A 22,372-nucleotide genomic window follows, 5' to 3' on the forward strand; every position below is an offset into this window, starting at 1 on the left:
AGGCCCACTATGTTTAGCATTCACGGAGAATGGAAAATTGAAGTTTGTGGCAATGTTGTTGTGCAATGGTTTTCTGGCACTTGGAACGAAGAGGCTATTATTGCTTATGTTAAAGAGTTTCGTGCTAAAGCAAGCCCGCTTAAAGGTAGTCCTTGGGCTATTGTTTCTTCTTTTGATGATTGGGAGTTCGGTGTTCCTGCAATTGATAAACATGTTGAAGAACATTGCCAGTGGTTCAAAGACAATGGTTGCAGCAAAGATTGTCATATTTACACAAAGAGCGCAGCCAAAGAAATGCAATTAGAAAGGCTAATACCCCATACTGATGCGTATTATGAACGGCAAGTGTTTACCAATGCTGAAGATGCATCAACTTGGTTAGCGAGTCATGGCTTTTTAATTGATGGTTTAAGTATCAATCGAATCGCAAATAAATAGCCACTTAATCTAGTCAGCCATTCATTATAAAAAATAAAATAGTCATCGTCACCTACGCCATGATGACTATCTTCACAAAGCCCTATTTAATAAATACTAACGTACTAAGCATTCATTAAATAAGGTTCTCTACCTTGATGTTTGTTGCTACGTTTGAATGAACCTTTACCTTTTTTAGCCTGCACAACTTGCAGTTTATAAACTTTCGATGTGACAAGAGCCGCGAAAAAATTATCTTTGATTTTCCCTCGTCCTAAGTCTGTTGCTAAAGTATTTTGCAATACTTGACCCTGTTTATTTTTACTCATTAATTTTACTCTTCAATAATAAAAGCCATCGGTATGATGGCTTTATCGGTTATTCATTTAAAAACTTTATCTAATATTAAATATAGGCAAAAGCATCAGCAAACATATGTTCAACTAAGGCTCCTTGCGCTAAAAAGTCGGTGCGAACTGCGCCTACCATATCAAAACGTCCGGCCAAATAAATATCATAATCGGCTAAATTTTTAATATCTTTCATCACAACGTGGTGAACCATGCCAACTTGACCTTGCCAATTGTCATCAGGGTTCTCTACCACCGGGTGAAAAGTACCATTTTCTAGACCTGCAATAATTTTAGCTGTTTTTTCTAGTTCATAACAAGCACTTTGATCACGCAAACCCCAATAAACAGTAATCTTTCGCGATGACCTTTGTGACGCTAACAATTCATACATAGATTTTATATAAGAAAACCCTGTACCACCCGCCAAAAGTAAAAGCGGACGTTCGCTTTCACTGCGCAGCTGCGCATTGCCTAGTGGCATTTCAACAGTAACGGTATTATTGGCTTTAATATGTTCAATAACTTGCATTGGGTAACTGTCAGCACCTGAAGCACCAATTTGTAGTTCAATTAATTCAGCATTGGGTGCACTGGCAATAGAGAAAGGACGTTTATCATCCTCACTCATCACAAAATTTAAGTATTGGCCGGCTTGAAAATCGATTTGCTCACTTGGCTTTAATAGCACTTTATAAACAAACTCTGTCAGAGATGTTAATGATTCTACCTGACACTTAATTTTATTCATTTATTTAAACCTTTCATTATTCAGATCCTAAAACATGTTCAGGATAACAGTTACTAATTCTTTTTATCAGTTGTTGGAAATATATTAAGTTCATCCCAAATATTATCAACATCTGTTTTAACTTCTTCGGTCATCACAATAGGTTCACCCCATTCGCGATTTGTTTCACCTGGCCATTTATTGGTTGCATCCATACCCATTTTTGAACCTAAACCAGACACAGGAGATGCAAAGTCTAAATAATCAATCGGTGTGTTTTCAATTAATACTGTATCTCGACTTGGATCCATCCGCGTGGTCATTGCCCAAATTACATCTTTCCAATCACGAGCATTAATATCATCATCACAAACAATAACAAACTTAGTATACATAAATTGACGTAGGAAAGACCAAACCCCCATCATTACGCGTTTTGCATGTCCAGCATATTGCTTTTTAATAGTAACAATCGCCAAACGATATGAACAACCTTCGGGTGGTAAATAGAAATCCTGAATTTCAGGAAATTGTTTCTGTAAAATAGGCACAAACACTTCATTTAATGCCACACCTAAAATGGCGGGTTCATCCGGTGGACGGCCAGTATAAGTACTGTGATAAATGGGGTCTTTACGATGAGTAATATGGGTTACCGTCATCACAGGGAAGTTATCAACTTCATTATAGTAACCGGTGTGATCGCCGTATGGCCCTTCTGGAGCTACTTCAGCTGGGTCTAGATAACCTTCTAAAATAATCTCAGCCGTCGCCGGTACTTCTAAATCGTTACTAATACATTTTGCCACTTCTGTTTTAGCACCACGTAGTAAGCCAGCAAAAGCGTACTCTGATAAAGTATCAGGAACAGGCGTTACCGCGCCTAAAATAGTGGCAGGATCTGCTCCTAAAGCAACAGAAATAGGGTATTTTTCACCTGGATTGGTTTGCTTAAATTCTTGAAAATCTAATGCACCACCACGATGTGATAACCAACGCATAATAATTTTATTTTTACTGATTAATTGCTGTCGATAAATACCTAAATTTTGACGTTCTTTATGAGGACCTCGTGTAACCGTTAACCCCCAAGTAATTAAAGGAGCAACATCACCTGGCCAACATTTTTGAATAGGTAGTTTATTTAAATCTACATCGGCACCCTCAATAATAACTTGCTGACACAACGGCTTTTTAATCATTTTTACCGGCATATTTAAGACTTGCTTATAAACCGGGATTTTACTTATCGCGTCACGAAAACCTTTAGGAGGTTCAGGCTCTTTTAACATGGCAAGTAATTTACCAACATCACGTAAAGCACGCACATCAGGTTGTCCCATAGCCAAGGCAACACGATCAGGCGTACCAAACAAATTAGTTAGTACTGGCATGCCATGTGGTACACCATTTTTGTCGACGGGGTTTTCAAATAATAACGCTGGCCCCTCAGCACGTAGCGTACGGTCACTGATTTCGGTCATCGTTAAATCTGTAGAAATAGGCTGGGAAATACGCTTGAGCTGGCCTATTTTTTCCAACTGTTTTATAAAGTCTCTTAAGTCACTATATTTCATAAATTTAAATCACTCATCCGCTTAATAGTTTGACAGTGTTTTAAGCAAAAACGCCAGCTGTTATTGCTAACACTGGCGTTTATGTACAGGATGTACGGTATGTCGCAATCACACGGATGTGAATAAGCGACCAATAAACTATTTACGTTTCATAGAATCAAAAAATTCGTTATTCGTTTTAGTCATTGCTAGTTTGTCGATGAGGAATTCAATTGCACCAACTTCGTCCATTTCATGAACAATTTTACGTAAAATCCACATTTTCTGTAATTCTGCAGGTTTAGTGATCAATTCTTCACGACGAGTACCACTACGATTAATATTAATCGCTGGGAAAACACGCTTTTCAGACACTTTACGAGAAAGGTGTAATTCCATGTTACCGGTACCTTTAAACTCTTCGTAAATAACTTCGTCCATTTTAGAGCCGGTTTCTACTAGAGCTGTCGCGATAATCGTTAAACTACCACCGTGCTCAATATTACGCGCGGCACCAAAAAAGCGTTTTGGACGGTGTAAAGCATTGGCGTCAACACCACCGGTAAGAATTTTACCTGATGATGGAATAACCGTATTATAAGCTCGAGCTAAACGTGTAATTGAATCAAGTAGAATAACAACATCTTTTTTATGTTCAACTAAACGCTTAGCCTTTTCAATAACCATTTCAGCTACTTGTACATGGCGGTTTGCTGGTTCATCGAACGTTGATGCAATGACTTCGCCTTTTACCAAGCGCTGCATCTCTGTCACTTCTTCCGGACGTTCATCGATAAGCAATACCATTAACTCGGCATCAGGATGGTTATGAGCAATACTTTGCGCAATGTTTTGTAGTAATAATGTTTTACCCGCTTTTGGTGGAGCAACAATTAAACCACGTTGCCCTTTACCAATTGGAGAAGCCAAATCTAAAACACGTGCGGTAATATCTTCAGTTGAACCATTACCACGTTCCATGATTAAACGTTCATCAGGATGGATTGGAGTTAAATTTTCAAAGAGTATTTTGTTGCGAACATTTTCTGGCTTGTCGAAATTAACTTCTGCTACTTTTAATAACGCGAAATAACGTTCACCTTTTTTAGGTGGACGAATTTTTCCGTGAATAGTATCACCCGTTCGCATACTGAAACGGCGAATTTGACTCGGTGAAACATAAATATCATCAGGTCCTGCTAAATATGAGGAATCTGAAGAACGCAAAAAACCAAAGCCGTCTTGTAAAATTTCTAGAACACCGCCACCAAAAATATCATTATCGTTTTCGGCATGGGCATTTAATATAGCAAAAATTATGTCTTGTTTACGATTGCGGCCTAAATTATCAAGCTTCATAGATGCGGCAAGCTCGACAAGTTCGCTTATTGGTTTTTCTTTAAGTTCGATCAGGTTCATAGTGGGGTTCTTTAACTATTTATATTGAAGTGAGTTTGCCTGTTGGCATCATTGAAATTGGAGTTTGGTTTGAAATGTGGTTCATTAGAAAGCTAAATTTAGCACTAAAATTTAATCAGGTAAAGGATCAAAATTTGATCTATGGCTTTCTTCTTTAATTAATAAGCTAATATATACAAAAAAGGCTCGTAAATACGAACCTTTTTTTGAAAACTTATAAATTATTATCAATAAACTCTTTTAATTGAGTTTTAGATAAAGCGCCAACCTTAGTATCAGCGACTGCGCCATCTTTAAATAACAATAACGTAGGAATACCACGAATACCGTATTTAGGTGGAGTAATTGAGTTTTGATCGATATTTAATTTACCAACAGTTACTTGACCTGCATATTCTTCTGCAATGTCATTTAATAAAGGTGCGATCATTTTACAAGGACCACACCATTCAGCCCAAAAATCGACTAATATAAGGCCTGAGGCGGTAATTACGTCAGTATCAAAACTGTCGTCTGTTAACTGAACAATTCTATCGCTCATTTCTATCTCCGTTAAATGGTGGCATTTTGCCAATTGGTGGGGATTATAACGCCATCATTATGAATTACCAACTTTGATCTTATAACTGTTGGCTATTTCTAACATTAATTGAGTATTTATGAATACATTTACTCGATACCGTTTTTTATTAACTATATAACCTGTTAAGCTGTGCGCATGAATAAAACACACTTAACTGAAACTAAGTTCTCAGAACTTAACCTCGACACTAAAGTTGTCGCAGGTCTTGACGCTATGGGCTTTGAGTATTGCACTTCAATTCAAGAGCAATCTTTACCCATTTTATTGAAAGGTACTGATATTGCAGGCCAAGCACAAACAGGCGAAGGTAAAACAATCGCCTTTTTAGCTGCAACCTTTCATCACTTATTACAAAAACCAGATCCAAAGCATAATCAACCTCGTGCCTTAATCATGGCACCAACACGTGAATTAGCCGTACAAATTCACCGTGATGCTAAAGAAATGGCAAAAAGCACTGGCTTACGCTTAGGCGTAGTTTATGGTGGTGAAGGCTATGAAAGCCAACGCTTAGAGCTTGAAGCTGGTGTAGATATTCTTATTGGTACCTGTGGTCGTTTGCTCGATTATATGAAACAAGGTATTTATAACCTAAACAATATCGAAGTTGTTGTGCTTGATGAAGCCGATCGTATGTTTGATCTAGGCTTCATTAAAGATATCAGATATATGTTTAATCGTATGCCTGCCGCCACAGCACGTTTAAGCATGTTATTTTCAGCAACCTTATCTTTTCGTGTAAAAGAACTTGCATTTGAACACATGAATGAGCCAGAAAGTGTTGAAATCGCGCCAGAACAAAAAACAAACACTCGAATTTCTGAAGAATTATTTTATCCTTCTAACGAAGATAAAATGGCTTTGTTACAAACATTAATTGAAGAAGAATGGCCTGAAAAAGCGATCATCTTTGCCAATACCAAACATGTTTGTGAAAAAGTTTATTCACATTTAGAAATTGATAACATCCGCGTTGGTTTATTAACTGGCGATGTACCTCAGAAGAAACGTTTAAAGATTCTTGAGCAATTTAGTGCCGGTGAACTAGATATCTTAGTTGCCACTGATGTAGCCGCACGCGGTTTGCATATTCCTAGCGTAAGTCATGTCTTTAATTATGATTTACCAGATGATTGTGAAGATTATGTACATCGTATAGGCCGTACTGGCCGTGCTGGTGCAACAGGTCATGCAATTAGTTTCGCATGTGAAGGCTATGTTTTTAACTTACCTCCTATCGAAACCTATATTGAACATGCCTTACCGGTAAGTAAATATAATCAAGATGCATTATTAACTGATTTTCCTACTCCTAAGCCTCGTCCTCGTCGCCATAAGCCTCAAAATGGTGGACAAAATCGTGGCAGAACGGGTGGCAACAACCAGCGTCGCCACTAGACGACTATGACGATCACCCATACTGAGATTTCCACACCTCTTTATGCGGTGATCGATTTAGGTTCAAACAGCTTTCATATGTTGATCACCCGACAGCTAGCTAATAGCGTTCAGGTGGTTGATAAAGTTAAACGTAAAGTTCGTTTAGCCTCCGGTTTAAACTCAGACAACCAACTAAGCCAAGCCGCGATTGCTCGAGGGCTTGAATGTTTAAGCTTTTTCGCTGAACGGCTGCAAGATATTCCTCAGAAAAACGTCCGTATTGTCGCGACAGCAACCCTGCGTCTTGCTAAAAATCGTGAAGAGTTTTTAACACAAGCTAATAAAATTTTGGGACAAAAAATAAAGCTACTCAGTGGCAAACAAGAAGCCAAAAATATTTATTTAGGGGTGGCACATACCAGTTGTGGTGCTAAACAACGCTTTGTTATTGATATTGGCGGCGCAAGTACTGAGCTTATTTTAGGTGATGGTTTTGTAACTAAGCAAGTCGAAAGCTTAGATATTGGCTGTGTCACTTTTAATAGCCGTTATTTCTCGGATAATAAATTAACGGCTGAAAATTTTGCTCTTGCTATAGCTGCAGCAAAAAAAGTAATATTTCCTTTGGTTGAGCGTTTTAAAGAAACGGGTTGGAAGTTAGTGTTAAGTGGCTCTGGCACCATGCAAGCCCTGACCGAAATGCAACAATTTAACCATAAGAGTACTGGTGTTAATCTGCTTTTCTTACAGACTATTCAACAACAGTTAATACAATGTAAAACCATCAGTGAAATTAAGATTGCTGGGCTTAGCCAGGAAAGATCGCCCGTTATAGCCAGTGGCGTCGCTATTTTAATTGCCGTCATTGAAAGCTTCAACATTGAGAGCATTCAGTTATCAAGTGGTGCTTTACGTGAAGGTTTACTTTACAGCATGCTGCCTAAAAGGGTAGATATGAGTATCCGTCAGAGTACGATTAATTCTCTCACTGAAAAATTTCATATTGATAATCAACATTCTGCACGAATTCAAAGACAAGCGACAAGTTTATTTCACACCTATAAGGAAACTTGGTCATTAGATGAAGAAAACAGCTTAGCATTATTGATTGCTGCCTGTGAATTACATGAAATTGGTTTGTTATTAGAGTTTAAGCAGCATCAGCATCATGGTGCCTACATATTACAACACGCTGATTTACCAGGATTTAATCAAATTGAACGACAATTACTCGTCACCTTAGTCCGGTTACACAAAGGTAATATTGATGTCGATTTACTAGAAAATCAAACGGCAGTAAATTTTCAGCAAGCAAGCTACCTGTTAGTTATTTTACGTTTAGCCATCATTTTATGTCGACGCCGCAAAGATGATGCTTTGCCCGATTATCAAACCGCTATTATTAAAAGTACGGGTGATGATATTATCAATTTATGTTTACCAACGACTTGGCTTGCTGCACACCCACTCATCGCTGACGAACTGCTCCAAGAAAGTGCCCATTTAACAACGCTTCATTTATCACTTAACATCTTTTGTGAGACTCAAGAAGCCCTTAAATAACCATTCATTTATCGTTTGATATCGGCTCTGGAAAACTCAATAACACACTTAAATATCAATATTTAGTGATCATTAACTATTGGTTTTAGATGCCCAAAGATTGGTAAAAATAACAATACTGCCACCAATCACCATCATGAACGTTATTTGTTCACCTAAAAGAAAATACGCGGCTATAGAACCGTAGATAGGCTCTAAACTTACTGCGATACTTGCTGTTTGCGCTTTAACCACCTTTAGAGAATGATTAAATAATGTATGAGCAACTGCCGTGAAAAGAACACCTAAAATAATTAATACCGACAACTGTTGGTAAGATATGGTGATCGGATATAAAAACATTAAGGGTAATAAACATACCGTGGCACAAGCGTTTTGATAGAAGGCCACTTTTTTAGCCGATGTTTTGGCAACAAACTTTCGATTTAACAGTGTTAACAAAGCAAAACTCATCGCCGATGTCATTCCCCATATAACACCATCGATATCCCCCGCACTTAAATGGTCAAGTGGTAGAATAAATAAGATACCAACAACCGTCAGTAAAGCCTGCAATAACGCCTTATAATGGAATTTTTCTTTAAACAACATCGGTTCGAGGAAACTAACAAAAACAGGGAAAGTTGCAAAAGTGATCAAGCCAATTGCGACACTTGATACCTGAATAGCATAAAAGAAACTGCCCCAATGAAAAGCTAAAACCAAACCAGTAAAAGCAAGTGGCAATAGTAGTGACTTTTCAACTTTTAGAGACTGCTTTCTTATCAGTAAAACAAAAAGCGCAATAGTTGCCGCGGCAAAAGCAGCACGACCAAAAACAATATGGCTGGCTGGCATATTTAGCCACTTAGCAAAAAGACCCGATATAGCGAAAAGTAACACCGCACTATGCAGTGAAAATAATGACTGTTTGTGACTGGGCATTCATGCTCGATTAGTAAAATTAAACAAGCCATTCTACCAGCTAAAATAGCTCAGCTAATAGAATAAGTCGTTTGCCTATATATTTTTACTATCTACTTATAGCATTGCAAATTAAGATTTTTACAATAAGCCCCTTAAGATCGGGCGATCACATTATTGTTCTTTTAACCAGTAAGCCACTTTTTTAGCAAAGTAAGTTAAAATACCATCGGCGCCCGCACGTTTAAAAGCGAGTAAACCTTCCATAACACAGGGTTTTTCAGCTAACCAGCCATTTTGAATGGCTGCCATGTGCATTGCATATTCGCCACTCACCTGATAAGCATATGTTGGCACTTGAAAGGTATCTTTAACTCGGCGCACAATATCTAAATAAGGCATACCCGGCTTTACCATGACCATATCTGCACCTTCAGCAATGTCTTGAGCAACTTCATGTAATGCTTCATCACTGTTTGCTGGGTCCATTTGATATGAGAATTTATTACCTCCTTTAATGTTACTTGCAGAACCAACAGCATCACGAAAAGGACCATAATAATTAGAAGCATATTTTGCTGAATAAGCTAAAATTCGCGTGTTTACAAAACCATGTTTTTCTAATTCTTGACGAATTGCTCCAACACGACCATCCATCATATCTGAAGGGGCAACCACATCAGCACCCGCTTGAGCATGAGACAACGCCTGCTTAACTAAAATTTCTTTGGTGATGTCATTTAATACGTAACCCTCATCTTTACCCTTTATGCCAAGAATACCATCTTGTCCATGGGTCGTAAAAGGGTCAAGAGCAACATCGGTTATTACCCCTAATTCAGGAAACTTTGCTTTTAGTGCACGAACAGTACGTTGAGCTAACCCTTCAGGATTAAAGGCTTCTTCAGCCATTAATGACTTTTTATTTGCTGGAGTGACAGGAAATATAGCAATGGCAGGAATACCTAAATCAACCAGTTCTTGCGCTTCTTCTAATAATAAATCAATACTTTTACGTTCGACGCCAGGCATAGACGCTATAGCTTCGCGCTGATTTTCACCATCAAGAACAAAGACAGGGTAAATTAAATCATTAACGGTTAATTGATTTTCTGACATTAAACGACGCGAAAAATCATCACGGCGCATGCGGCGCATTCTGCGGGCAGGAAATTGCCCAAAAGCGTTACTCATAAAATTTTCCTATATAAATAAAGTTGATAAGTTAGCGGTTAACTATCGCTAACTTTGACAAAGTCTTGTTGTCTCACTTGATTGCGGCCATTATGTTTTGCTTGATATAAGGCTTGATCTGCTGCGGCAAAGAGATGCTCGGCTTGAACATCTTTTTGTTGTAAATAAGTGCTAACACCACAGCTAATGGTTAGACTTATGATAGTGTTATTGTAGCTAACCTGACAGCTAGCAATACTTTCCCTTAATTCTTCAGCCAATGCTAATGCCCCTTGGCTATCGGTTTCAGGCAAAATTAAACAAAATTCTTCACCGCCATAACGACAACTGATGTCTGCACTTCTTCGCAAGCAACTTTTAATGCAAGCAGCCACTACGATTAAACATTCATCACCGGCTAAGTGACCATAAGTATCATTCACTTTTTTAAAATGATCGATGTCAAGAATCACTAAGCTCAAGGGCGTTAAGTTACGGCGACTACGTCGATATTCAGCGAGTATTTTTTGATCATAAAATCTCCGGTTATACAAACCGGTAAGGTCGTCTAACGTATTCTTTTCTTCTAACTCTTTATTAACTTCTTCGAGTTCTTGCAAAGCAATATTGAGCTCTAAAGTACGCTCTTGTACTTTACTTTCAAGCTCATCGTTATCTTGAACTTCATTTTCAACGTGCTGATCTGTTGCATTGCTAGCAAGAGCGTTTTTAGTGTTTTTTTCTTGTGAAAAGACTAACAACGCCATAAAGAGAGCCATAATTAATAACAATAAGGTCAGCGATGAAAATTGCACAACTAACTGAATTATCGATAAAATAACCACTAATATTGCAACAATAAAAAGGTAAGAAGTTGACCGATTAAAGAGTGAGATCATTAACGCTCACCTAAGTTGAAAACTTTTCGCGCATTTTCACTGGTAGCATTAATAATGTCGTCGCTATGGCATTGGTACAATTGGGCGAGCTTCTCTATGACGTAAGGTAAATAGCTTGGTTCATTGCGACTGCTTTTGGGTTTAGGCTTAATGCTTCTAGGTGTTAAATATGGCGCATCTGTTTCAATCATTAACCTATCTAATGGGATTGATGGAATAAGCGCTTGTAATGGTTCTCCACGACGTTCGTCACACACCCATCCGGTAATACCAATATACATACCAGCTGATAAGCATTGATTTAACTCATTTTCATTACCGGTAAAGCAATGAGAAACCATAGCGGGCACAGCGGTTAAGTAAGGAGATAGTAATTGAAACCAGACAGGGAAAGCATCCCGTTGATGTAAAAAAAGTGGTAATTGAAGTTCTGCAGCTAATGATATTTGTTCAGCAAACACTTTTTCTTGTTGCTTTGGCGTAGAAAAATTACGGTTAAAATCTAAACCACATTCACCAATCGCTTTTACCGCTTTATTTTTAGCTAATAATCGAATGTCATCTAAATAGTTATCACTGACATTATCGGCATCATGGGGATGTATACCCGCTGTGGTATAAAGATAATCAGGATATTGTGCAGATAATTGTAAAGCTTTATGACTTTCAGAGATATTAGTTCCGGTAACCAACATAGCCCTAATACCAGCAGATTTAGCCCGCGCGATTAATTCATCACGGTCTTTATCAAAACGAGTATTTGTTAAATTAACGCCAATATCGATCATTAGCTATCCAGTTTCATCAAACTAAGCTTCTTCAGATTCGTTTTTTTTCTGGTAAATAGACGCGATAAAAACGCCTAATTCAAATAATAACAGCATGGGTACGGCCAATAATGTTTGTGAAATAATATCAGGCGGTGTTAACAACATGCCAACCACAAACGCACCAACAACAACATAGGGTCTTTTTGCACGCAAACTGTCGGGATCGGTAAAACCGGTCCAACACAGTAAAATAATAACAATGGGTATTTCAAAAACAATCCCAAAGGCAAAGAATAATTTTAGAACAAAATCTAAATAACTGGTAATGTCGGTGGCAATATTTACCCCTTCAGGAGCTACAGAAGTAAAAAAAGCAAAAATTATTGGGAAAACCACATAATAGACAAAAGCAATACCACCATAAAATAGCAAGGTGCTGCCGAACATCAGTGGAATAACTAAGCGTTTTTCATTCTTGTATAAGCCAGGCGCAACAAAGGCCCAAATTTGATAAAGAATAAAGGGCATGGCAATAAAAATAGAAAGTACCATGGTTAATTTAAAAGGAGCAAAGAAAGAAGAGGCAACATCGGTTGCGATCATTTGTCCCCCTTCAGGTAAGGTTTCCATTAAGGGTTTGGAAACATATTCATAAATTTCATTAGCGAAATAGAATAAGCCTAAAAAGACAACCAAAACGCCCACCACAACGTTCAACAATCGGCTGCGTAATTCGAGTAAATGATCAAATAAAGTATAACTACTTGCTGGAGATGGATTCATGGTGTTACTTTTTATTTTCTTGTGAAGATGAAAGGTTAGCAGTGACTGCTGCTTCTTCAGTCACCTTATCATTTTTTTCAATATTTTCTGAGACAATACTTTGTGAGTCAACTTTTTCAGGCTCTTTATCGAGTTGATAAGGACGATTGACCATCTCAGCAGCTTCCTGTAATGTTTTTAATGATTCAGCAATCTCAGGTGATAGATTTTTCATATCCGCTTGTTCAGCTTTTTTCAAATTAGCATGTAATTCTTGTATGCGTAATTCTTCGGTAAGCTCGGTTTTTACACTATCACTAAATTTACGAACACCACTTATCCAACCGCGCACCGTTCTAATAGCAACAGGTAAACGTTCTGGACCTAAAACGATCATACCTATTATCGCAATCAGCGACAGCTCCCAAAAGCCAATATCAAACATCGCTTACGCCTGATCTTTTTCTTTTGTTTTTACTTTATCTTCGGTGTCGGTAGTAACAGACTTATCAGCAATATTTTCTGCACTTTCTTCTTCCTTTTTAGCGTTACTATCTGTCATAGCATTTTTAAAACCTTTAACCGCAGAGCCTAAATCGCCACCTAGATTACGTAATTTTTTTGTGCCAAATAACAACACTATAATAACCGCAACAATTAATAATTGCCAAATACCCATATTTCCCATGATAAACCCCTATTATTTAGAATGGATTCATTATAAAGTTTTAAAATGAAAAATCATCCTTTGATAGACAAAATAATGCGATAGGACAAACTTTGCAGAAAAAGCACCTTATTTATCTGAGTTGCTTGTTGATGATCAGCATTACCTTCACTACTTTTCAGAGTAATGCTAGACAAGATCAAAACATGGACAGTGACACTGAAAAGCAAATAGCAAAACCTATCAAACATCCACAAAGGCATGTTGTACCCACACTTGTGCCCGATGACTGGGGTCAAGACGTACACGACACCATCGCTAATTCCGTTTATCAATCGGCGACTTGGTTCGATAGTTTTTTTACTGATATTGATAGCCAACAAATTGAACCCAAAGCAACAGCCAAAATACGTTTTGGCTGGATACCCAAAGCACGTCATTTGGCGGAGCTTGACTCTCGTTTTCGATTAAAAGTAAAGTTACCGCACTTTAAAGATAAGATGAGCTTGATTCTTTCCGATGAAGATGACGTTGAAGACGGCCAGTTACCCCTCGATGGTATTGGTACTCGCCCAGAAATAAATGAAGAAAGCTTTGCCGCTGCCTTACGTTATGTGGTTAAAAAGAAGAGCGATAGCTTAGTCGATACTCGATTAGGAATTTCAGGCGGTGATATTTTTGTAAAAATACGTAAGCGCAAGTTGTATACCTTCAATGAAAAGCATGGTTTTAAAGTTGAACCTTCAACCTATTACTTTTTAGGCGACGGTCTTGGAGCCAAGTTATTTCTTGAATATAATTATCAATATAATGAAAAATCACAATATAGGATCAATTATACTATTCGCGGCTCTGAATCATTTAGTGGCATTCGATGGAAACACGGCTTTTATCAATTAAATCAATTAGATTCAACAACGGCCTCCGTTGTTGGTTTGCAAGTTGAAGGTGAGCGTAATGGTCAATATGGTTTTTTTACCGACAAATATACGCTGAGTTATCGTTATCGATTCAATGCACTAGAAAAATGGTTGTTTTTTGAAGTAGAACCATTTTTAGAGTGGTCAAAAGAGGATAACTACACCACCACACCTGGAATTGCGCTACGCATAGAAGGTTTTTTTAGTAAAATATAATTGATTGTTAACGAAAAATTAGGCGCTAACTTTAACTACAACCTCACTTTTGGTTATTATTCGTGGCATTTTTATCGGTCGACTAATATGAAAGCCCTGACCAAATTCACAACCGGCGTTCTGTAACTTTTTCAACATTTCCTCTGACTCGATTCCTTCAGCGACTAAATGGTAGCCAAAGTTACTGCCCAAATCATGCAAAGCCTTAACTAACGATAAATTTTTATTATTAGTATTTAGCGTACGAACAAAACTTCTGTCTAATTTGATAAATTCAAACGGGTAGTTGTGTAAGAAATTTAATGACGATGAACCCGCGCCGTAATCATCTAGAGCGAGTTTAACCCCAAATTCTTTTAATCGACGTAAGTTCTTCAGGGCTAATTCACTTTGTTGAGCAAATGCAGATTCATTAAATTCAAGAATTAAACGATGAGGCTCTATACCTGCGTCTTTAATTTGCTTGATCAACTTATTGAGCTGATTCGCTTGAACTAAGTGACGTCCCGATAAATTAATACCAATAAAAGCATTAAAATACTCGGTATTTTGTTGCCAGCTTTTTAATTGTTGACTAACTTCTTTAATAACCCAAGCTTCGATGTCTAATATCATGCCGGTTTCTTCGGCCATATATAAAAATTCACTTGGCGTTAGTAAGCCTTTAGTTGGATGCTGCCAACGTAATAAAGCTTCAAAACCAATGGTATTCGTTAACGTTAAGTTGGATATTTGCTGATAATGCAGTTCAAATTGACTCTTGGTAATGGCAACGCGTAATTCTTGCTCTAAAGTCATACTTGCCATAAGTTGTTCTCGCATGCTTTCATCAAAAAAGACATAACGACCACGACCTAAGTTTTTCGCTTGGTACATAGCGGCATCAGCATCACGTAAAATTTCATGAGAATCCTTATAATGACTGCTACATTGCGCAATACCTATACTGGCATTCGAGTAAAGTGTATGACCACCTAAACTGAAGGGTTTGGCAACAGCGGTAATAATGCGTGAGGCCACTTCTTCAATATCATCTTGACATTGTAGTGAATCAAGCAAAATAACAAATTCATCACCCCCTAAACGCGCTAAAATATCATTATCTCTGACACAGTCTTGTAATCTGAGTGCTATCTCAATAAGAAACTCATCTCCAGCATGGTGTCCCAATGTATCGTTAATCATTTTAAAGCGATCTAAATCGATAAATAACACGGCAAAGCGTTGATCGGGATGACGCTTTAAATGTCGTAATGAGTAGCTCAATCGGTCTGAAAACATCGCTCTATTGGGCAGTTTTGTTAGGCCGTCATGGTGTGCTTCATAGTAAAGTTGCGCTTCTGCTTTTCGTCTCTCATCAATTTGCATACGCAAATTTAAATTACTCGCTTGTAGCTCTTGGGTACGTTGATTAACCGTATTTTCTAATTTTTCATGGTGTTTTTTTATTTCTGCTTGCGAACGCTTACGTAAAATAGCGGTATCAACGTGCTGGCTAATAAAGCGTATTAAGGTTAGGTCACTCTGTTGATAGGCTTGCGAATCTTGGTAATGCTGAATAGCTAAAATGCCGAATATCTTGCCATCTTCCATCAATGGTGCAGCAAGCCATGCTTGTGGCATTTTATTTTTAGGATAATCTATCGTCAGCGGTTCACTCGTTATTTCACCTTGCTCAGATAAATAAAAGACTTCACCTTCGGTGATCAATGTCGGTGCAACAGCATTTATCGCTAATTCTGTCAGCCCAAAACCTAACATTCGAGGCAGAGGTGTATGCACTTTTTCATCGTCATAATAGGGGAAAGTCACGATAGAGTTATCTTTGTTATCACCCGTATCTAACAGAGCAATATATAAGTTCTTTGCGGGTAATAGAGTATTAATTTCTTGATGGATTGCTCGATAGAAGCAATCAATATCTTGTGAATTAGCCGTAATTTCTGAAATTGATAATAAGGCTTTATGCATTTTTACCGCTTTCTTACGCTCAGCAATTTCAACTTGTAACTGCTTATTCATTTCGGTTAGCGTTTCAGTACGCAGTAAAATACTTTCTTCTAATAATTCACGACTACGTACACGATCAATAGCGGTCACTAAATGCAAGGCAATAAATTCAAGCAACTGACAATCATATTCATCAAAGTAAAGTTTATCATCGTAACTTTGTAATGCCAGAACACCAATAACCTGATTGCCACGTCTAAGCGGAACACCAAGCCAATCAACACAGGATGAACCATAAAGAAAAATATCGCCTGATTTTGCTAATGCTAAACGCTCTTTAGCAGAGCAATGCATCGGTTTTTCATTTTCAAAAACCATACCTGTTAAGCATTTTCGCCAATCAGCAACTTTTAAATGATCATGTAAACGAATTTCTTCAGGGTTGTGACAATGAGCAAGCTCAAGATTATCTTTTGAATTGATCAGGGTGATGTGAAAACTATCGGTAATTAATAATGTTTTAATCACCGATTTAAGCTCAGCATAAAAGGCTGCCATATCGGTAACTGTGCTTGCCAATTCAGACAACTGCAACAAACCCGACTGCATGGTTTTAACCTGCCGATACTTTTTAAGTAGAGACTTTAATTTGGGAAGCTGACGTAATGCCAGAATGTCTTCCTTTGCCTTTAATTCCGTCAAGGCGATTCCATAGTTAGTTATTAGTATTATTTTTAAGCGGTTAGTCTACCAAATTAATATCACTTGGCTAGTACCTTATTTGAATTGATAAGATCAATACAGTATATGTCTATTTTTTGTACACTATAATTGACGAGTTGCGCAACGTTTACCGAAAAGGGACAAAAGACCGTTAATGATTAACATAAGCAAGCTAGTATCAGTGCTCACAAGAGAAAGTCTACAAAAAGCAGACATAAAAAAACCGACGTAAATCGGTTTTTTTGTTGGTACAGACATGAGCCAATAACTAAGCAGCCATTGAGCCTTTAAGTTTATTAAGGGCATTTTTTTCTAACTGTCTGACACGCTCGGCAGAAATATGATACTTGTTAGCTAAATCTTGTAACGTCGTTTTATCTTCAGTTAACCAACGGGTTCTTATAATATCTTGGCTGCGTTCATCAAGAATGACTAAGGCATTAGATAAACGCTTATTAGCATGAGAAGAGTGATCTTCATCTTCAACCTGAACAGCGAGATCTGACTGATGATCTTCAAGATATAAGGCTGGAGAGTAACCTCCACCAGCAGAATTATCAACATCGTCAGATGACAGCTCAAAAGCCTGATCTTGATTACTCATTCTAGATTCCATCTCTAAAACATCTTTAGGTGTAACACCTAGAGTCTCTGCAACATTATTAATTTCGTCGTTACTGAACCAACCTAAACGTTTTTTGTTTTTACGAAGGTTAAAAAACAATTTACGTTGTGCCTTGGTCGTTGCCACTTTAACAATACGCCAATTACGTAACACAAACTCATGAATTTCAGCTTTTATCCAATGAACAGCAAACGACACTAAACGTACACCCACTTCCGGGTTAAAACGCTTAACAGCTTTCATTAAACCAACGTTACCTTCTTGAATTAAATCGGCTTGAGGTAAACCATAACCTGCATAACCTTTTGCTACATGAATAACAAAACGTAAATGCGACATAATAAGCTCTTGTGCCGCTTGTAAATCATTTTCTGAATATAAACGAGTGGCGAGTTCATTCTCACGCTGTGCAGTAAGCATAGGAATGCCATAAGCAGACTGCATGTAAGATTCAATACTACCGCTACGTGGAACTGTTAGCGCCATTGATTGTATCGGTTTACTCATTTTAAAAACCCCTCTTTATTGCTCTTTAATAACTCTTAAATAATTTTTAACTTTCTAGCTCGCTATAATAGCATACATCGACCGTGTAGGCGAGCAACGCATCACACATTACCTTACAACACAAGACGAAACAACTCAGTCTAGTAAATTTATCTGCTTTTTTTGTGTACATTTGTTAACATAAAAGCATCAGAAAACACTTAAAGCCTACAAAACAATAACTTAGCTTTTGTGTCAAGATGTAATTTAACAAGGATGTGGCTATTACTTTATGTATTTAAGTAACTTATAAATTGTATTTAAGTAACTTATAAATGAATTTTAGAGGGTCATAATTTGTACTCATATGTTGCTCGTCAACCCATCTTAGATATTAAACAAAATGTTGTTGCCTATGAATTGCTTTTTCGCGATGGTAAAAGTAACAGTTTTCCTGATATTGATCCTAACCAAGCAACATCTAACATACTAACTAATAACCATTTAAGCTTAGGCATAGAGCAAGTCACTGGTGATCTACCCGCATATATTAACTTTCATGCTGATACCTTGATTTTTCACTTCCCAAGCTTCCTTGATCCCAAAAACGTGGTATTAGAAATTTTAGAAGACGTTCCGGTAACCCCTGAGCTATTAGCTGCTTGCCAGTCACTTCATGAGAAGGGTTATAAATTAGCCTTAGACGATTTTGACTTTGATGAAAAGTGGGCTCCATTTTACCCCATCATAGACATTATCAAAATTGATGTCCTACAATTTTCTATTCTAGAAATTAGCAAGCTGGTCAGAAAACTTGCCGGACTAAACGTAACACTATTAGCTGAAAAAGTAGAAACTTCACAACAATTTGAACGATTAAAAATGCTGGGATTTACACTTTTTCAAGGTTATTTTTTTGCAAAACCAGAAATGCTAAAACAGCGAAAAATTACCACGGCAAAACAAAACATCCTCAAACTAATCAGCCAAGCAAGCCAAGTAGAGTTAAACATTAACAAAATCAGTGAAATTTTTGCCGTTGACCCCGGCTTAACCTATAAATTACTGCGTTTTATCAATAGTCCTACCTATGGTAGTAGCCAGGAAATAACCTCGTTAAAACATGCTCTTGCTTATATAGGGCAAGTTGAACTGAAAAAATTTATCGCGTTGCTTGCGCTGTCAGATTTAAGCTCAGATAAAAATCCAGAAATTATGCGTCTTTCTTTAGCACGAGCTAAGTTTTGTGAAAAAATAGCCCTTTGCCGCTTTGAAAGTGAAAATCCGCCTAAAGCTTTTCTCACCGGTATATTATCGTTAATCGATGGTATTTTAGACCATGAATTAGAATATGTATTAGGTGTATTACCTATTCATCAAGGCATAAAATCGGCATTAAGAAGCGAGCAGTGTGACCTTGGAGATTACTTGTCATTAGTAAAAAACATTGAACAAGGCTTATGGGCAGAGGGTGAAGAAATTGCTAAGAGAATTACCTTAGAGAGTGAACTTTGTTTTCAAGCTTATAAAGACTCACTGTCATGGGCAGACGAAATGATCGCCTGTGGAACTTAAATCGACATTTAGTAGGCTTTATTAATCAGCGGTAGGCTCTATGGCACGAATATGCTTACGCACTGAAATATAACTTCCTGATAAACCGAGTATAACGGCAAATAATATCAGTGTCATCGCTTCTGAAAAGCTTAAACCACTAATAATAAAGTTACTCTGATATAAATGGGTTAATTCAGAGAGAGCTCCCGATAAATATTTAGCGAGCAGAGCCACACATAACCAAGAGACCACACCCCCCAAAATACCATACCAAAGGCCCGCATATAAAAAAGGACGCTGAATAAAGCTATCCGTCGCGCCGACAAGTTTCATCACAGCAATCGCATCTTTTTGATTTAAAATAGCCAAGCGTATAGTGTTGCCAATAATGAGCACCACAGACAAACACAGTAATGCACCGATACCTACCACGATATCTTCAATAAGTTTAGCAATAGCTTCTAATCGAGAAAGCCATTCGAGGTCTAATTTCCCTTGCTGAACCTCTCGTTCTTTTTCTAGCTTCAATAGTAACTCTCCAGCCGCCTGTGTTTGACTAGCACGCGTTGTTGGGGTCACTAACAGTGTTGCTGGCAAGGGATTTTTATCTAAATATTCTAACGCCTGTCCAAAACCAGATAAGGTTTTAAACTCTTGTAAAGCCTGCTCTGCCGAGATGTAAGTAACTTTGGCAACCTCAGGATAAAGTTCAATTCGATGAACTAAGTTTTGTGCCGCTTTGTCAGTCACTGACAATTTCAAAAACAAACTGATTTCTGAGGCGGTATCCCACTGTTCACTGATGGCTTTAGCATTTTTAACAAATAGATGTAACGTAGCCGGTAAGGTTAAACTGATACCTAAAACCAAAACCGTCATTATTGAGGTGAAAGGAGTACGCCATAAATCGCCTAAACTACCTACGGCTTGTTGAACATGTCGAATTAATCTATCTGTTATTTTTGCTGCAAAATTTAATTTCTGCGAAGGTTGGCCAAAACGGGTAGGTTTATTCATTGTTTTCATGCCTAACTTGTAAACCTTCAACGATACCATCGGTGATCATTGAACCTTGCTTAAGCGTCAGCGTTCTATATTTCATTCTAGCAATTAGCCCCAGATCATGCGTAGCTATGAGTACGGTAACGCCAAAATCATTAAATTCTTCAAACAAGCGAATAATATCTAAGGAAAGCTTAGGATCTAAGTTTCCGGTTGGCTCATCAGCAAGCAAGATTAATGGTTTATTCACTAATGCTCTAGCAATGCCAACTCGCTGCTGCTCTCCACCTGACAACATATTAGGAAAACAACGTAACTTATCGCTCAAATGGACTTTATCTAGCGCTGCTTCCACGCGTTTTCGGGTTTCCTTGTGGCTATACCCTTCAATGACTAAAGGTAATGCAACATTATCGAAAATAGTTCTGTCCATTAATAGATTATGGTTTTGAAAAATCATTCCTATTTTTCGGCGAGCATAAGGAATATCTTTATACTTTATATTTGATATTTCATTACCGTTAATTTGGATTTTACCACTGGTCGGCTTTTCCATTAAGCTCATTAGCTTTAAGAGTGTACTTTTCCCCGCTCCTGAATGTCCGGTTAAAAATGCCATTTCCCCCGCAGCCAATTCAAAACTAACATTTTTAAGTGCTAGAAAGCCACCGGGATAGGTTTTACTGACATTGTTAAAGTGGATCATAAAATGGCCATACTCTTATTTTTATTATTCTTCACATAGTGTAGTCGGGCATCAAAACTATACCGTAAATCTTAGCTATCTTGGGTGAATAATGCATCAATAAAATCATCACCGTTAAACGGACGTAAATCATCAATGCCTTCACCGACGCCTAAATAGCGGATAGGAATCGCATTTTTATCAGCAATAGCAAACACAACACCACCTTTAGCCGTACCATCAAGCTTGGTTAATGTTAGTCCCGTCAAACCAACCGCTTCATTAAATAATTTTGTTTGGCTTAACGCATTCTGTCCAGTACCTGCATCTAAAGTTAACATCACCTCATGAGGTGCTTTATCATCAATCTTTTTCATAACACGGACAACTTTTTTCAATTCATCCATTAAGTGACTTTTGTTCTGCAGCCGGCCAGCAGTATCAGCAATGAGTACATCAACACCACGGGCTTTTGCGGCACTAATCGCATCAAAAATAACAGATGCACTGTCTGCGCCAGTATGCTGGGCAATAACAGGAATATCGTTGCGCTCGCCCCACACTTGTAATTGCTCAACCGCCGCTGCTCTAAACGTATCACCGGCCGCTAGCATGACCGATTTACCTTCAGCTTGAAATTTTTTCGCTAATTTACCAATAGTGGTGGTTTTTCCAACCCCATTAACACCGACCATTAAGATAACAAAAGGACCTGAATCATTGTTAATCTCTAAGGGCACACTTGCTGGCTCAATAATTTTCTTTAACTCTTCTTTGAGTAAATCATACAAAGCTTCAGCATTTTTAAGCTGTTTACGTGATGCACTCTCTGTAAGTGATTTAATAATTTTTGTGGTCGTTTCAATACCCACATCAGCTAACAGTAAATGTGTTTCAAGTTCTTCAAATAACTCGTCATCAATTTTTTTGCCACTGAATAAAGTAAATATTCCACCACCAATATTTTGGCGTGTTTTAGTCAGTCCTTGCTTTAATCGAGCAAAGAAACCAGCCTTAGCTGCTGGCTCTGGCTCTG

The 22,372-nt window shown here is 37.8% G+C and carries 22 protein-coding genes; 5 read left to right on the plus strand and 17 right to left on the minus strand.

Annotated features, from left to right (window positions below):
* Window positions 1-9: 9 nt before the first annotated feature.
* A complete protein-coding gene (locus H4J75_RS03855) occupies window positions 10-438 on the plus strand; it encodes a hypothetical protein (protein ID WP_182221384.1) in 429 nt (142 codons plus the stop codon).
* 104 nt (window positions 439-542) lie between these two features.
* Here the strand turns inward: H4J75_RS03855 and arfA are convergent, their stop codons facing one another.
* The 5 genes from arfA to trxA all read right to left on the minus strand — a co-directional run bounded on the left by arfA (window position 543) and on the right by trxA (window position 5,013).
* Window positions 543-746: an alternative ribosome rescue factor ArfA gene (arfA, locus tag H4J75_RS03860; RefSeq protein ID WP_070375348.1), complete on the minus strand. Its 204-nt coding sequence runs from the start codon at window positions 744-746 to the stop codon at window positions 543-545.
* A 76-nt stretch (window positions 747-822) separates the two neighbouring features.
* Complete coding sequence (gene fre, locus H4J75_RS03865) at window positions 823-1,518, minus strand: NAD(P)H-flavin reductase (protein ID WP_070375347.1); 696 nt, start codon at window positions 1,516-1,518, stop codon at window positions 823-825.
* A gap of 53 nt (window positions 1,519-1,571) precedes the next feature.
* Window positions 1,572-3,074, minus strand: a complete 1,503-nt coding sequence (ubiD, locus tag H4J75_RS03870) for a 4-hydroxy-3-polyprenylbenzoate decarboxylase (protein ID WP_070375346.1) — start codon at window positions 3,072-3,074, stop codon at window positions 1,572-1,574.
* 138 nt (window positions 3,075-3,212) lie between these two features.
* The gene (gene rho / locus H4J75_RS03875) at window positions 3,213-4,472 is read right to left on the minus strand and encodes a transcription termination factor Rho (RefSeq protein ID WP_070375345.1); all 1,260 of its coding nucleotides are present in this window, start codon (window positions 4,470-4,472) and stop codon (window positions 3,213-3,215) included.
* Window positions 4,473-4,686: 214 nt separating this feature from the next.
* The gene (trxA, locus tag H4J75_RS03880; protein WP_070375344.1) at window positions 4,687-5,013 is read right to left on the minus strand and encodes a thioredoxin TrxA; all 327 of its coding nucleotides are present in this window, start codon (window positions 5,011-5,013) and stop codon (window positions 4,687-4,689) included.
* Window positions 5,014-5,190: 177 nt separating this feature from the next.
* Here trxA and rhlB point away from each other — a divergent pair, with 177 nt between their 5' ends.
* On the plus strand, window positions 5,191-6,453 hold the full coding sequence (gene rhlB / locus H4J75_RS03885; RefSeq protein ID WP_070375343.1) for an ATP-dependent RNA helicase RhlB: 1,263 nt from the start codon (window positions 5,191-5,193) through the stop codon (window positions 6,451-6,453).
* A 6-nt stretch (window positions 6,454-6,459) separates the two neighbouring features.
* Window positions 6,460-7,998: a guanosine-5'-triphosphate,3'-diphosphate pyrophosphatase gene (locus H4J75_RS03890; protein ID WP_182221385.1), complete on the plus strand. Its 1,539-nt coding sequence runs from the start codon at window positions 6,460-6,462 to the stop codon at window positions 7,996-7,998.
* A 72-nt stretch (window positions 7,999-8,070) separates the two neighbouring features.
* On the opposite strand, the gene H4J75_RS03895 is transcribed toward H4J75_RS03890, so the two are convergent.
* The 7 genes from H4J75_RS03895 to tatA all read right to left on the minus strand — a co-directional run bounded on the left by H4J75_RS03895 (window position 8,071) and on the right by tatA (window position 13,193).
* On the minus strand, window positions 8,071-8,922 hold the full coding sequence (locus H4J75_RS03895) for a DMT family transporter (protein WP_182221386.1): 852 nt from the start codon (window positions 8,920-8,922) through the stop codon (window positions 8,071-8,073).
* Between the two features lie 153 nt (window positions 8,923-9,075).
* Complete coding sequence (gene hemB, locus H4J75_RS03900) at window positions 9,076-10,095, minus strand: porphobilinogen synthase (protein WP_182221387.1); 1,020 nt, start codon at window positions 10,093-10,095, stop codon at window positions 9,076-9,078.
* Window positions 10,096-10,133: 38 nt separating this feature from the next.
* Window positions 10,134-10,973: a GGDEF domain-containing protein gene (locus H4J75_RS03905; RefSeq protein WP_182221388.1), complete on the minus strand. Its 840-nt coding sequence runs from the start codon at window positions 10,971-10,973 to the stop codon at window positions 10,134-10,136.
* On the minus strand, window positions 10,973-11,761 hold the full coding sequence (locus tag H4J75_RS03910) for a TatD family hydrolase (protein WP_182221389.1): 789 nt from the start codon (window positions 11,759-11,761) through the stop codon (window positions 10,973-10,975). The genes H4J75_RS03905 and H4J75_RS03910 overlap by 1 nt, the downstream gene beginning before the upstream one ends.
* Window positions 11,762-11,782: 21 nt before the next feature.
* Complete coding sequence (gene tatC / locus H4J75_RS03915; protein ID WP_182217156.1) at window positions 11,783-12,526, minus strand: twin-arginine translocase subunit TatC; 744 nt, start codon at window positions 12,524-12,526, stop codon at window positions 11,783-11,785.
* Between the two features lie 4 nt (window positions 12,527-12,530).
* Window positions 12,531-12,950: a Sec-independent protein translocase protein TatB gene (gene tatB / locus H4J75_RS03920; RefSeq protein WP_182217157.1), complete on the minus strand. Its 420-nt coding sequence runs from the start codon at window positions 12,948-12,950 to the stop codon at window positions 12,531-12,533.
* Between the two features lie 3 nt (window positions 12,951-12,953).
* A complete protein-coding gene (tatA, locus tag H4J75_RS03925; RefSeq protein ID WP_070375334.1) occupies window positions 12,954-13,193 on the minus strand; it encodes a Sec-independent protein translocase subunit TatA in 240 nt (79 codons plus the stop codon).
* 92 nt (window positions 13,194-13,285) lie between these two features.
* Between tatA and H4J75_RS03930 the strand changes: the two genes are divergently transcribed.
* Window positions 13,286-14,308: a hypothetical protein gene (locus H4J75_RS03930; RefSeq protein ID WP_182217159.1), complete on the plus strand. Its 1,023-nt coding sequence runs from the start codon at window positions 13,286-13,288 to the stop codon at window positions 14,306-14,308.
* An 18-nt stretch (window positions 14,309-14,326) separates the two neighbouring features.
* Here the strand turns inward: H4J75_RS03930 and H4J75_RS03935 are convergent, their stop codons facing one another.
* Window positions 14,327-16,960, minus strand: coding sequence for an EAL domain-containing protein (locus H4J75_RS03935; protein WP_182221390.1), 2,634 nt, complete (start codon window positions 16,958-16,960; stop codon window positions 14,327-14,329).
* A gap of 289 nt (window positions 16,961-17,249) precedes the next feature.
* Entirely contained in the window at window positions 17,250-18,113 is an 864-nt protein-coding gene (rpoH, locus tag H4J75_RS03940; RefSeq protein WP_182175927.1) for an RNA polymerase sigma factor RpoH, read from the minus strand.
* A gap of 336 nt (window positions 18,114-18,449) precedes the next feature.
* On the opposite strand from rpoH, the gene H4J75_RS03945 reads away from it, so the two are divergent.
* Window positions 18,450-19,667 (plus strand): EAL and HDOD domain-containing protein, encoded by a 1,218-nt coding sequence (locus H4J75_RS03945; protein WP_259366368.1) that lies wholly within the window; start codon window positions 18,450-18,452, stop codon window positions 19,665-19,667.
* Window positions 19,668-19,688: 21 nt separating this feature from the next.
* On the opposite strand, the gene ftsX is transcribed toward H4J75_RS03945, so the two are convergent.
* The 3 genes from ftsX to ftsY all read right to left on the minus strand — a co-directional run.
* Complete coding sequence (ftsX, locus tag H4J75_RS03950; RefSeq protein ID WP_404842489.1) at window positions 19,689-20,675, minus strand: permease-like cell division protein FtsX; 987 nt, start codon at window positions 20,673-20,675, stop codon at window positions 19,689-19,691.
* Window positions 20,659-21,357: a cell division ATP-binding protein FtsE gene (ftsE, locus tag H4J75_RS03955; RefSeq protein ID WP_182217164.1), complete on the minus strand. Its 699-nt coding sequence runs from the start codon at window positions 21,355-21,357 to the stop codon at window positions 20,659-20,661. The genes ftsX and ftsE overlap by 17 nt, the downstream gene beginning before the upstream one ends.
* Window positions 21,358-21,428: 71 nt before the next feature.
* The coding region (gene ftsY, locus H4J75_RS03960) for a signal recognition particle-docking protein FtsY (RefSeq protein ID WP_182221392.1) at window positions 21,429-22,372 on the minus strand (944 nt) is incomplete at its 5' end.

The organism is Colwellia sp. BRX10-1, from assembly GCF_014077545.1.
In the GTDB taxonomy this organism is placed as follows: Bacteria; Pseudomonadota; Gammaproteobacteria; order Enterobacterales; family Alteromonadaceae; genus Colwellia_A.